The following is a 12259-nucleotide window of genomic DNA, read 5'->3' as shown; positions in this document are numbered from 1 at the left end:
CTTTGGCTGATGCAGACTTGGCTCAGGGGAGCAGGGTCGGACACCGCCGACGCCCCCAGCATGGCGCGCACGGGGTGGTCATCGGGTGAACCGGCCGCGCGATTCACGAGCGCGGCTCGTGAATGGGGCAGCGGTTGAACTCACTGCGGAAGCGCCGTGAGCCGGCCATCACCACGCGCCGCGCACGGTTGATGCTGCCCAGTGGCTTGTGCGCGGCGAGGGCATGCCACGGCGCGAAGGCGAGCGCATCCTCTGCGGCCTGTGATTCGCCCTCCTGCCAGGCGGCCTGGCGCGGCATGATGAGGTGCGCGACCTCCTGCCAGGGACTTTCTTCTTCCGGCCACGCCACTGACGCGTCCTCTACGGGCATGCGTTCCAGATCGCGGCACAGCTGGACCCGCAGTGCCCACACCGCGGGCTCCTGCAGGGTGGCGAAGAACGCCACGACGGCGTCGCGCTGTGCATCTTCACTGCCCGTGAGCGACTGATCCTTCAACGCAAGCAGCGAGTCCGACAGCGGCGCCAGTGAGAATTTGGCAATGTAGGCGCCGTAGCGATACGGCACCTGGCTGAAGAAGGTTTCGCCCAACGGATGATGCTGGGGTTCGCCGCCCATCGACTTGAGGGTGGCACTCTCCGTGCCGACGGCTTCCAACGCCGCCTCCGCCGCGCGCAGCGTCGCCGAGATCACCCGTTTGGTGCGCGGCATGCGCTCTGTGGTCGACGCCAGCAGACGCGCCGCACGCAGGAAGCCGGCAACGCCCGGCGTGCTGAATGCAGGCCCGTTGACCATCAGGAAATCCTGGGTGTGCTGCTCTTCGTCGCCCGGTAGACGCTCGCCTGCGACCTCCAGCACCTTCACCGCGACGGCACGCGGGGTGGAGACGGTATCCGGAAGCTGTTCGGCGGGAGGGGACGAGAGGCGCATCAGCGCGCGATGCCGCCCAGGGGAAGCGAACAGGCCCTGCGCGAGCTCGGGAGGCAAGCCCTCGAAGACCTGCAGTTCACCTTTCAACAGGCCCTGACCCTTGGCATGCACGGCCCGGTGGGCGTGGCCCTCTTCATCGGCGACGGTGCGCGCCATGCCGGAGAACACCTCGGACAGCGCGGCGATATGCTCGGCTTCGTCCTTCTCAGGCTGTTCAACGGATGGATCGAAGGCAACAGGGGGCGCAATGGAATTCATGGGGTGTCCTGCATCAGCATGGAAGGAGCTGTCGGTGGATGGCGTTCCAGCCGACACCTTCCCGCACCGCCGGTGGAGGCCGCGTGCCCGCACCCCGACCTCCGCTTCACATCATCCCTGTCGGTAGCATCCACTGGACGTACCTGGACAACGCGCGTGGAAACAACGCTTGGTAACCCCCGTGGTAAACCCGCGTGGCAACAACGCTTGGTAGAGCCGACTTCAGTCGGCTGCCGCTGAACCCGCCGTGGTCCCTCCAACCACGCCTGGTAGAGCCGACTTCAGTCGGCTGCCGTTGAACCCCCCGCGGTCCCCTCCGCACCGGCGCGCAGCAACGGCAACGGATCGTAAGCGCCGTCGGCCCCGTAGATACCCCAGTGCAGATGAGGAGGCGTCCCCTTGGCGTTGCCGGTATCGCCCACGTAGCCCAGGACCGTACCCGGCTCGATCACCTCGCCCCGCGCCAGCCCATCGCGCCAGCCCTCCAGATGGGCGTAGTAATACCGTTCGCGCGCCGGCCCCTGCACCCAGACCTGGCGTCCGCCCAGGCCGCTTTCGCGCACATCGGTAACGATCCCGCGCGTGGCACTGCGCACGGCCGTGCCGCGCGACGCAAAAATATCGATGCCTGCATGGGTGCGGTCCGCGCCGCGCGGTGCACCGAAGGTGTCGGCTATGCGCCGCGCGGCGACACCTTCCACGGGTACCGGAAGTGCCGTGGGCGGCGGCATCCGTGATATCTCCCACATCGCACGTGGCACCTCGGCCCAGCGGCTGTTCCAGAACATCCCACCCAGCACGACCAGCGCGATGAGCCAGAACAGGCGCAGCAGCCACCGGCGAAGTGTGCGGGCGGCCGTGCGCTGCACGGGAGGAGCGGAATCGGGAGCCAAGCGGTGTGCCTGTCAGGAGGAAAGGGGCTTCAGCATGGCAGGCGTTGCATCAACGGCACGTTGTCGTCGGCCCCGTGCAGGGGGCGAAGAGGGCGGCGACGGGTGGGTAAACGCGGAGCGTCGGCGGGTTTGATCGTCGACGCGTCCGTCAGCCGATGCGTCCGTCAGCCGATGCGTCCGTCAGCCGATGCGTCTGCAGCCGACTGAAGTCGGCTCTACCGGGGGCGGGCATCGTCCGGGGCAGGTGCCATCCGGGGGGCGGGCACCGTCCGAGAGGCAGGTGCCGTCGGGGTCAGGTGCCGTCCGACGGGCAGCGGCACGACCCGTCAGCGGGGCGCGTGCTCGTCCAGGGTGCCGCGGACCGCGCGGGCCAGATCAATGCGGGTGAACGGCTTGGGCAGGATGGCGATGGGCCGCCCGAGCTGGTTGTTGGCTTGATGGTCGCGCGGATAGCCAGAGGTAAACAGGATGCGCAGCTCCGGCTTTCGCTCGCGCGACTCCCTGGCCAGCTCCCAACCGGTCATGCCGGGCATCACGATGTCTGAAAACAGCAGGTCGATTTCCACGTCCGGCCGCTCCAACAGACGAATCGCGGACGGCCCATCGTGCGCTTCCAGTACGCGGTAGCCCAGTTGACGCAGTGCATCCACGGTGTAGGCACGCACATCATCGTTGTCTTCGGCGACCAGGATCGTCTCATCCTGCGATTCGTATTCGGCGTAGCCACTGTCTTCCGCTGGACGGGGGCCCGGGAGCGGCAGGCTGGAACGCGGGAACAGCAGGGTGATCACCGTCCCCTCGCCAGGCACCGACTCCAACTGCACATGCCCGCCGGACTGCTTGACGAAGCCGTACACCATCGACAGCCCCAAGCCCGTGCCGCGACCGACTTCCTTGGTGGTGAAGAACGGCTCGAACACACGCGCCATGGTGTCCGGCCCCATGCCGTGTCCACTGTCACGCACCCGCAGCACCGCATATTGTCCGGGCGGTACGTCCGGGTTCTGTTCGACGAAATCGTCGTCCAGCACGCCGGTACCGGTCTCCAGCACCAGGGTGCCCCCGTCGGGCATCGCATCACGCGCATTCACCGCCAGATTGAGGATCGATGCTTCCAACTGGCTCGGATCCACTTCGACGCACCACATGTCCGGGGCGGCGTCGATCTGCAGGCGGACCAGTTCGCCCAAGGCGCGCTGCAGCATGTCCTGCATGCCGAGCACCTGCTCGTTGAGGTTGACTGCCTGGTTCATCAGCGGCTGCCGGCGTGCGAACGCGAGCAGACGCTGGGTCAGGCTGGCCGCACGCATCACGCCCTTTAGCGCATTGTCGAGTGGACGCGCTACCGGGCTGCTGGCCTCGGACTGACGGTCCACCAGCAGCTTGGCGTGTTCCACGTTGCCGGCGATCACCGTCAGGATGTTGTTGAAGTCGTGCGCGATGCCACCGGTCAGCTGGCCTACCGCTTCGATCTTCTGGCTCTGGCGCAGGGCTTCTTCAGCCTGGCGGCGTGCCGTGGTTTCCACCGCTTCGGACACCACGGCGGTGATCCGCCCCTGATGGTCCAGCAGCGGCCGGAACGAAAAATCAAACGACCGCCTGCCGGTCGGCAACTGCAGGTCGAGCTCATGCCGCGATTCATTGCCGCTCGCCGCTGCAACCACCGCAGCGCAGACCACGTCGCCGGCTCCCGGGGATGCCGCGAACCACGCCGAATCGCAGAACAGCTCGCCGCTCACCGCGTCCTTGCTGGACAGGATGGCGGCCAGCGAGGCGCGGTTCGCGTCCACCACACGTCCGTCGGTGTCGAGCAGGTTCTGCAGCTGGAAACTTGATTCGAACAAGGCCTGCAGCCTGCTTTCACTCTGCTGCAGGTCGGCGGTACGCTGCTGCACCTGCTGTTCCAGCGATTCGTTCGCGTCGCGCAGCAGCAGCTCGGCCTGCTTCAGGTCGCTGATGTCGCGACCCAGCGTGTAGTACCCCGCAACGTGGCCATCCGCGCTGATCTCCGGCACGCCGTCCAGCAACACGTGCCGTGGTGTCCCGTCGGCGCGCGGCACTTCGAGCTCAAACCGGACCCGCTGGCCTTCCAGCACCTGTTGCAGGTGGGGCAGGGCGGCATCGAACAGCGCCGAGCCGACCACTTCCTTCACCTGCAGGCCAATCAATTCGGCTGGCGGACGTCCGTGCCAGGCTTCGTACGCGGTATTGGCGAACTGGTAGCGATGGTCCGGATCCAGGTGCGCGATCAGCGCCGGCATGGAGTCCGTGATCAGCTGCAGCCGGTCGCGGCTCTGCTTGAGCTCATGCTCTGCGCTGAGCAGCTTGAAGCGCGCATGGCCCTCTTCGATGGCGCGGATGATGGCGTCGGGCAGCCGCTGCAGGCGCTGCTTGACCACGTAGTCGCGCGCACCGCGGGTCAATGCCTGCACCGCCAGCTCTTCGGTCAACGTACCCGAGACGAAGATGAAGGGAATGCGCGGCATCAGCTCCTGGGTAAGCTGCAGTGCGCTGTCCCCGTCGAAGCCGGGCAGCACATGATCGGCAAGGATGATGTCGTAGCGCTGGTCATCCAGCTCCGCCAGGAACGCGGCGCGGGTCCAGACACGCTGCACCGTGAAGTTCAGGCGCGCGCGCGAAAGCTGCGCCGTGATCAGTTCGGCATCGAGCGCGCTGTCTTCCAGCATGAGGATGCGGATCGGCGCATCCCGGCGGGGTTCAGTCATTCGTTCGGCCTTGCCCGGATGCGGTCAGCGGATGCGGCGGGGGATTGTTGGTGATGCCCCAGAACATGCCCAGTCCCTGGATGGCATCGAAGAACTCCTTGAAGTCGACCGGCTTCACCACGAAGGCGTTGACGCCCAACTCGTAGCTTCGCACCAGGTCCTGCTCCTCGCGCGACGAGGTCAGCATGACGATCGGCGTGCGGCTCAGGTGCGGGTCACCGCGGACGGCGGCCAGCACTTCCAGTCCGTCCACCTTCGGCAGCTTCAGGTCCAGCAGTACCACCACCGGGCCGCCATGGTTGGCATCCTGGTAATCACCTTCGCGGCGCAGGTAATCCAGCGCCTCCGCCCCGTCACGCACATGCGTGACCTGGTTCAGCAGCTGGCAGCGCTCCAGCGCGTTCAAGGTCAGCTCGGCGTCCTTCGCGTTGTCTTCCACGAGCAGGATCGGTCGCAGGTCCCTCATGCTTGGCCTCTTTGGGAATGGGGAATGGAGAAATAGAACGTTGCGCCCTTGTCGAGCTCGCCTTCGGCCCAGACACGCCCGCCATGGCGAGTGATGATGCGGTTCACGTTGGCCAGCCCGATGCCCGTGCCTTCGTATTCATCGGCGTGGTGCAGGCGCTGGAACACGCCGAACAGTTTGTCCACGTAGCGCATGTCGAAACCGCAGCCGTTGTCACGCACGAAGAAGACATCTTCCCCACTACCGCGCTCACTGCCGACCTGGATGACGGCGGTCTCGCGGTCGCGGGTGAATTTGATCGCATTGCCCAGCAGGTTCTGCCACACCAGGCGCAGCATGGTTGAATCGGCCTTGACCCGGGGCAGCGTGCCGATCTCCCAGTCCAGGCTGCGGCCTTCGTAGTCCATGGCCAAGCTGCGGCGCACGTCGTTCACCAGCGAGGCCACGTCCACATCGACCAAGCCCATGCTGGAGCGGCCCATCTGCGAGAAGCTGAGCAGGTCATCCACCAGGGTGCCGGCGGATTTGGCCGACTCGATGATGGTGTCCAGGTAACGCCGCTCGGTGTCGTCGAGCTTGTCCGTCGCCGAACTGCCGAGCAGCTCGGAATACCCCACGATATGCCGGAACGGCGCGCGCAGGTCGTGGCTGACCGAATAGGAGAAGGCTTCGAGTTCCTTGTTGCTGCGGACCAGCTGCTCGTTGAGCTCGGCCATTTCTTCCGCTTTGCGGAGCACGATGTCGACGATGGCGGTGCGCAGCTCCAGCGCCGCATCGCGATCGACATCCTGCCAAGGCAACGACTGCTCGCGCACGGTTTCCTTCCACGCCTCGAAGGACAGGCGGGGCGTCAACGAGTCACCGACCTGCTGCTTCTTCGGCTCACCGCCCCAGCGCACGGTGCGCACGACTTCCGGGCGGAACCACAGCACGAAGCTGTCATGCAGCTGCGAGATGGAGATGGCCATGACGCCGCTGGCGACGGCAGCGAACCCGCGCGCCGGCTCCCACAGGGCCGGCAGCATATCCGTCTGGAAGACATCGTCGCCCGCGTGTTCGGCGGTGAGCCACGCCACCAGTGCGGTGACGTGCTCCTCTGCCGGGCAGTCGCCCAGCCGCACGCACTGCCCCCGGTGGATGATGGCCGCACCCTGCGCGTGGGTCAGCGCAAGCAGGCTGTGTTCGTCGCGGCCAAGCGCCGCCATGAAGTCTTCATCGCCGGCCATGCGGCCCAGCAGACGCATCTGGATCGCCCGACGCGCGATGCGCTCTTCCACCACCGCACCACGCTCTTTCAGTGCGATCTGCATCGACAGGATCTGGCCGATGAACTCGCACGCCGTACGCACGTGGTACGGCACGCGCTTGGCGACGTGGTTGTGGCACGACACCAGGCCCCACAGGGTGCCTTCGCTCAACAGCGACACCGACATCGACGCGCCGGTGCCCATGTTGCGCATGTACTGCAGGTGCACCGGTGACACACTGCGCAGCATCGCCAGGCTGAGGTCGGTCGGTGCCGCATCGGCATGCGCGGGGCTGCGCAGCAGCGGCACCGGCTGATAGTCACTGTCGGCGATCAGTCGCACGCGGTTGCGACGGTACAGCTCGCGGGCCTGCGCGGGGATATCCGATTCGGGGAAGCGCAGGTCCAGGTAGGACGGCAGCTGTTCGTTGCGGTCCTCGGCCACTACCGCACCGTTCCAGTCCGTGTCGAACTGGTAGATCAAGGTGCGATCGAAGCGGGTGAGTTCCCGCACGTGTCGCGCGCCGATCCCGCACAGCTCGACGACGCTGGCCGCAGTCTCGATTTCGCTCATGAAGCGGCTGATCTGCGGGTAGAGGTCTTCCAGCGACCCCGGCTCGCCGGCCACCGGCTCTTCAAGTTCGATGATGAAATGCGTATCACTGCGGTGCGCCAGTGCATGGTGGCGACCAAAGCGGCCCAGCTGGATGGAGCCCAGGAACACCGATCCACCCGGCGCCATATGTTCAAGATGGCGTCGATACGGCGCCAGCGCGCCGCCCAGCACGGCATCGACCGGCTGGTCCAGCGGATCGCCGAAAAATTCCAGCACCGCCGGCTGGGTCATCGCGCGCTCGACCACGTGCATCGACACCGGGTCAACGATCAGCAGCAGACCATACGGCTGGATCGCACCGGGGGTATGGATCGGCTCGCGGGCGCAGCTCGACAGGTCCAGTGCAGCAGGGGGTACGTCGTTCATGCAAATTCCTCTGCAACGGCGAACTCGTGGAGGACAAATCCCGTGACCGCGGCGAACGCGGTGATGGCTCCGTCTTCCACGCACTGCTCTTCTTCGGCCGTCAGGCGGATGGCGTTCAGGGCCAGCGTGAAGTGCCGCCACTGCGCGGCGACGCCCTCTGCGGCAGGTGCCAGATGGCGGGCGCCGAAGTCGGAATCCAGGCCCAGGCGCGCGGCCATCTTGTACAGCACCGCGCCACCCAGTGCAGAGCCCTCCACCACGTACAGCCACCCCAGTGCTGCAGCGAACGGCACATCGCGCAACGGCGGATGCAGCGGGGCGGGGGCGGGCACGCCGAGATCGGCCAGATCCTGCTCGATGGCAGCAAGGCGTTGGCGCGCAGGCAGGTCAGGCAGCACCGCGTGCAGGGACGCGTGCGCATAGATCCCGGCGACATGCCGGTGCAGGCGATGCTGGACCCGCAGGAACGCAGCAAACCGCTCGCGGCTGTCGAAGATCCGTTCCGCCATGATGCGCTGGTCCAGCCGCTCGTGCGTTTGATGGGTAGCGCGTTTGAGGCGCTCGGCACGGGAGGGCGGCAGGGCCGGGTCAGGTACTGGCATCGACGACGACGGGCAGGAGCGTTTGGGCGGGACGGAGCAGAATACCAGAGAGGTTGAACGCGTCATGTCAACGGAATTTCATGCAGAAACAGCCCCGTGGATCGGCTGGATCTGGGTGGTAGAGCCGGCTTCAGCCGGCTGCTTCGGCTCTTTGCGGTACGTCAGCCGGCCCGTTGCGTTACGTCCAGCCGGCCCGGTAGAGCCGGCTTCAGCCGGCTGCGTCGATCCGTTGCGATACGTCCAGCCGACTGAAGTCGGCTCTACAATGGCGTGCTCAGCCTCATCCGGAAAGGACACCCGATGCACGACTCTGCCGCCCGATTCGCCGCTGCCTCCTTGTTCCTGCTTGGCCTGCTGGCATCGCCCCTGCATGCCGATGAAGGGACGCGCAGGGTGCAATCCTTCGACCTGCCCGTGTCGCCGTATCTCAGCGAACCCGCGCAAGCGGCCGTCCGCGGCTCGGTCACGCATCCGGACCCCACGGCGAAAATGGACAATGCGGCGGTCCTTGCCGGTCTGGCCAGCCTGCGCAAGGGCGCCGACGAGTGGGCGCGCGGTGAGATCATCGGCCTGCGCCAGCGCTATCCGGTGGATCTCTTCGAGGAGACCTGGAACGGCGTGCCGGTGGTGCGGGTACAGCCGCGCAACGCGCCGAGGGATCCGGCACGGCAGCGTCTGCTGATCGAACTGCATGGCGGCGCCTTCGTGTTCGGCCGGGCGGACACCCTGGGGCTGCTGGAAGCCATCCCGCTTGCGGCGATGACCGGGGCTACCGTCGTCGCCGTCGAGTACCGCAAAGGACCGGAGCATCGCTTTCCCGCCGCCAGCGAAGATGTCGCCGCGGTCTACCGCGCTGCACTGGAACGTCATTCACCCGCACACATCGGCGTGTTCGGCTGTTCGGCCGGCGGCGTGTTGACCGGCGAGTCGCTGGCCTGGTTCGCGAAGGAAGGCCTGCCGATGCCGAGCGCGGCGGGCCTGTTCTGTGCGGCCGGAGATGCGCGCTACGGCGGCGACTCCCGGTATGTCGCCGCCGCACTGAACGATGCGCTGTTGCCGCATGCCGACGGCAGCCTGCCGATCATGGAAGACCTCTACTACGGTGACGTCGATTTCCGTGATCCGCTGGTGTCACCGGTCTTCTCCGATGCGGTGCTGGCGCAGTTTCCGCCGACCCTGTTCATCACCGCGACCCGCGCAGCCGAGCTGAGCGCGGCCTCCTACACCCACTCCCGCCTGATCGACCTGGGTCGCGAGTCGGACCTGCACGTGTGGGACGGACTGGGACATGCCTTCCATCTGGATGCGCGCCTGCCAGAGAGCCAGCAGGCGTACCGCGTGATGGCGCGATTTTTCGCCCGCCACCTGGACATGACCGCGCCAACGCCGTGACCGTTCGCCAGCTGCGATGCGGCGCTACATCAGTCCGAGCGTTACCAGCGCGAGCACCGTGTAGCGGCCGCCCTTGGCCAGGATCACCAGCGGCAGGAACACCCGCAGGGGCTCGCGCATCATCCCGGCCACCAGAGTGATGGGGTCTCCGATCACCGGCGCCCACGCGAGCAGCAGCGACCAGCGACCGTAACGGCGATACCACGCCTGTGCACGTTCCCGCTTAGCCCCCGAAAGCGGGTACCACCGACGGTTCTCCAGACGCTGTGCCTGCCGGCCAAGCCACCAGTTGACCAGCGCACCGAGCACATTGCCGACGGTCGCCACGAACACCAGCAGCAGCGCCGGGTGGCTGCGATCCAGCAGCAACGCCACCAGCACGGCCTCGGATTGGGCGGGGATCAGGGTGGCGGCGACCAGCGCCGCAAGGAACAGGCCAAGGAGAGCAAGCATCCGCACATTCTAAGCGCGTGGGTCATCGCGTGACCTTCAGGCGGATTGGGTCAGGCTGCCATCGCCGCTTACCGCACAGGCCCGCCATGCCACGCTCGCGCACACTCAAAATCGCCACCTTCAACGTAAACGGCATCACGACGCGGCTGCCGCATCTGCTGGCATGGCTGGAGAAGGAACAGCCCGATATCGTCGCATTGCAGGAACTGAAGGCGACCGATGCCGCCTTTCCGCGCGCCGCCATCGAAAGCGCGGGATACGGGGCGATCTGGCAGGGCCAGGCCGCATGGAATGGCGTCGCCCTGCTGGGCCGCGACACGCAGCCCATCGAAAGCCGGCGCGGCCTGCCGGGAGATCCATCCGACACCCAGAGCCGCTACATCGAAGCGGCGATCCACGGGGTGATCGTCGCAGGAATCTATCTGCCGAACGGCAACCCACAGCCGGGCCCGAAGTTCGATTACAAGCTGGCATGGATGCAGCGGCTGGCCCGCCATGCCCGCACGCTGGTGGCGCTCGAGTATCCGGTGGCCATCATCGGCGACTTCAACGTGATCCCCACGGACGACGATGTGTACGACGTAACGTCATGGAAAAAGGATGCCCTGATCCAACCGGCCGTGCGCGATGCCTACGCCGACCTGCTGGCGCAGGGCTGGACCGATGCGCTGCGACAGATCGTCGGCGAGGAGCGGATCTACACGTTCTGGGACTATTTCCGCCAGCATGCCGAACGTGATCGCGGCCTGCGCATCGACCACCTGCTGCTCAACCCGGTGTTGGCCAGCCGACTGAAAGCGGCGGGCGTGGACCGCTGGGTGCGGCTGCAGGAGAAAGCCAGCGACCACGCGCCCACGTGGATCACCGTCAAGGCGCCGACGCGTCCTTGACCTTGCGCAGATCCTCCAGCAGCACCTGATAGGCGGCCTCACGCGCCGGCGCGTCACCTTGCCGCAGTATCCAGGAGGGATGCACCGTCACCAGCGCCCGTGTGCCATCGTGCAGGGCATGCCACTGCCCACGCCCCTGGCTGAAGCGGAAGGCCGAGCCCAGCAGCGCCGATGCCGCCGTCGCACCCAGACAGACGATGACATCCGGACGCACGTGTTCGACCTCGGCGGCTACCCATGAACGGCACGCTTGGACGTGCTCGCGGTCCGGCCGCTGGTGCACGCGCACCTTGCCGCGCCGCTGGAAACGGAAATGCTTCACCGCGTTGGTCAGGTACAGCGCCGAGCGCTCGATGCCGGCCTCGACCAGCAGCTGGTCCAGCAACTGGCCGGCCGGTCCGACGAAGGGGCGGCCGCTCAGATCCTCGCGGTCGCCGGGCTGTTCACCCACGAGCATGATCCGCGCACTGGCAGGACCCTCGCCGAACACCGTCTGCGTAGCCGGCTCCCACAGCGGGCACTGGCGGCAGGCCGCGGCGCGTGCGCGCAGCGTATCCAGCGACCCGGCTTCGGCAGGCGTTGGCGGCAGGGGAACCGGTGCCTGGGGGATCCGACGCTGCGGTTCCTGCGCCTGGCGCGCATGCATCTCTTCCACGCGCGTGCTGGCGTCGCGCACCAACGTGGGCAGCAGCGAGACCTCCGGCAGGTGCTTCCAGTACTTGACCGGCATTTCCTGCCGCATCATCCGTTCGTTCAAGCGCGCGGGGTTGAAGATGCTGGCGTAATACGTCCGCCAGAGGTCTTCCCGCGAGTCATCCGCCGGTGCGTCGCTGCGCTTCGCGCCGCCACCGAAGTGCAGGGCGGTGCCGTCCCAGTGCACGCTGCGCGAAGGGGTCAGGATCGCCCAGCGCATGCCGGCAAAACGCCGCGCGAAGAACGGTGCGACCCGATCCACGATGTGGTGATCGGGCTCGAACCAGGCGATGAAGGCATCGTCCTCGCCCGGGACCTCGCGGAAACGCACGAAGGCTTTCATCTTGTGCGAGTCACGGCGCACGGCCTGGGTCAGGGCATTGGCCCGCAGCACGTCGGCGTCGGTCGGATTGGACAGCACCTCGCGCTGGCCGTGGCCGATGCGCCACAGGATGCGGTACAGCAGGGGCAGCCGTTGCGCATCCCGGTGGCACAGCACCGTGGCGGCGAGCTCCAGGAACACTTTCGAGACGCGCAGCACCGGGGCGGCGGCCGGGTCATGCGACGGCAGCGCCCCCGCAAGATCAGGGGCATCCAGCAACGAGGCATCGCGGCCTTCCAGCCAGTCGATCTGCTCCGGTGCCACCCCTGCCGTCAGCCCGATGCGGGCCGCCGCACGCCATGCATCCAGCGACCACGGCGGATCGATGCGCGCGGTCCAGCGTTGCAC

At 66.9% G+C, this 12259-nt stretch carries 10 protein-coding genes; 2 read left to right on the top strand and 8 right to left on the bottom strand.

All coding sequences use genetic code 11. The features are described from left to right. Positions 1-103: 103 nt before the first annotated feature. The 6 genes from IFT65_RS01570 to IFT65_RS01545 form a co-directional block, all read right to left on the bottom strand. Positions 104-1186 carry a catalase family protein gene (locus tag IFT65_RS01570; protein ID WP_192079604.1) on the bottom strand — a complete coding sequence of 361 codons (1083 nt, stop codon included), beginning with the start codon at positions 1184-1186 and terminating at the stop codon, positions 104-106. Positions 1187-1467: 281 nt separating this feature from the next. Further along, complete coding sequence (locus IFT65_RS01565) at positions 1468-1974, bottom strand: M23 family metallopeptidase (RefSeq protein WP_192080100.1); 507 nt, start codon at positions 1972-1974, stop codon at positions 1468-1470. Positions 1975-2405: 431 nt separating this feature from the next. Continuing rightward, positions 2406-4805, bottom strand: a complete 2400-nt coding sequence (locus tag IFT65_RS01560; RefSeq protein ID WP_192079602.1) for a PAS domain-containing protein — start codon at positions 4803-4805, stop codon at positions 2406-2408. Then, a complete protein-coding gene (locus tag IFT65_RS01555; RefSeq protein ID WP_192079600.1) occupies positions 4798-5271 on the bottom strand; it encodes a response regulator in 474 nt (157 codons plus the stop codon). Before IFT65_RS01555 ends, IFT65_RS01560 begins: the two co-directional genes overlap by 8 nt. After that, positions 5268-7499, bottom strand: coding sequence for an ATP-binding protein (locus IFT65_RS01550; RefSeq protein WP_192079598.1), 2232 nt, complete (start codon positions 7497-7499; stop codon positions 5268-5270). Before IFT65_RS01550 ends, IFT65_RS01555 begins: the two co-directional genes overlap by 4 nt. After that, the gene (locus IFT65_RS01545) at positions 7496-8101 is read right to left on the bottom strand and encodes a biliverdin-producing heme oxygenase (protein ID WP_192079595.1); all 606 of its coding nucleotides are present in this window, start codon (positions 8099-8101) and stop codon (positions 7496-7498) included. The genes IFT65_RS01550 and IFT65_RS01545 overlap by 4 nt, the downstream gene beginning before the upstream one ends. A gap of 300 nt (positions 8102-8401) precedes the next feature. Here IFT65_RS01545 and IFT65_RS01540 point away from each other — a divergent pair, with 300 nt between their 5' ends. Beyond that, positions 8402-9493: an alpha/beta hydrolase gene (locus tag IFT65_RS01540; RefSeq protein WP_192079593.1), complete on the top strand. Its 1092-nt coding sequence runs from the start codon at positions 8402-8404 to the stop codon at positions 9491-9493. Positions 9494-9517: 24 nt separating this feature from the next. Here the strand turns inward: IFT65_RS01540 and IFT65_RS01535 are convergent, their stop codons facing one another. Further along, on the bottom strand, positions 9518-9946 hold the full coding sequence (locus IFT65_RS01535) for a YqaA family protein (protein ID WP_192079591.1): 429 nt from the start codon (positions 9944-9946) through the stop codon (positions 9518-9520). An 86-nt stretch (positions 9947-10032) separates the two neighbouring features. Between IFT65_RS01535 and xth the strand changes: the two genes are divergently transcribed. Further along, complete coding sequence (gene xth / locus IFT65_RS01530) at positions 10033-10836, top strand: exodeoxyribonuclease III (RefSeq protein WP_192079589.1); 804 nt, start codon at positions 10033-10035, stop codon at positions 10834-10836. Here xth and IFT65_RS01525 read toward each other — a convergent pair. After that, positions 10814-12259, bottom strand: coding sequence for a UdgX family uracil-DNA binding protein (locus IFT65_RS01525; protein WP_342365836.1), 1446 nt, complete (start codon positions 12257-12259; stop codon positions 10814-10816). The genes xth and IFT65_RS01525 overlap by 23 nt on opposite strands.

It is taken from the genome of Stenotrophomonas sp. CFBP 13725, assembly GCF_014841935.1.
GTDB lineage: Bacteria > Pseudomonadota > Gammaproteobacteria > Xanthomonadales > Xanthomonadaceae > Stenotrophomonas.
Note: the sequence above shows the minus strand (reverse complement) of the source record. Positions and strands in the feature narration are given on the sequence as shown.

Excerpts from the sequence above, each read along its gene's own strand:
- IFT65_RS01570 (WP_192079604.1), bottom strand. The coding sequence starts at position 1,186 with ATGAATTCCATTGCGCCCCCTGTTGCCTTCGATCCATCCGTTGAACAG.
- IFT65_RS01555 (WP_192079600.1), bottom strand. The coding sequence starts at position 5,271 with ATGAGGGACCTGCGACCGATCCTGCTCGTGGAAGACAACGCGAAGGAC.
- IFT65_RS01535 (WP_192079591.1), bottom strand. The coding sequence starts at position 9,946 with ATGCTTGCTCTCCTTGGCCTGTTCCTTGCGGCGCTGGTCGCCGCCACC.
- IFT65_RS01550 (WP_192079598.1), bottom strand. The coding sequence starts at position 7,499 with ATGAACGACGTACCCCCTGCTGCACTGGACCTGTCGAGCTGCGCCCGC.
- IFT65_RS01560 (WP_192079602.1), bottom strand. The coding sequence starts at position 4,805 with ATGACTGAACCCCGCCGGGATGCGCCGATCCGCATCCTCATGCTGGAA.
- xth (WP_192079589.1), top strand. The coding sequence starts at position 10,033 with ATGCCACGCTCGCGCACACTCAAAATCGCCACCTTCAACGTAAACGGC.
- IFT65_RS01565 (WP_192080100.1), bottom strand. The coding sequence starts at position 1,974 with ATGTTCTGGAACAGCCGCTGGGCCGAGGTGCCACGTGCGATGTGGGAG.
- IFT65_RS01540 (WP_192079593.1), top strand. The coding sequence starts at position 8,402 with ATGCACGACTCTGCCGCCCGATTCGCCGCTGCCTCCTTGTTCCTGCTT.
- IFT65_RS01545 (WP_192079595.1), bottom strand. The coding sequence starts at position 8,101 with ATGCCAGTACCTGACCCGGCCCTGCCGCCCTCCCGTGCCGAGCGCCTC.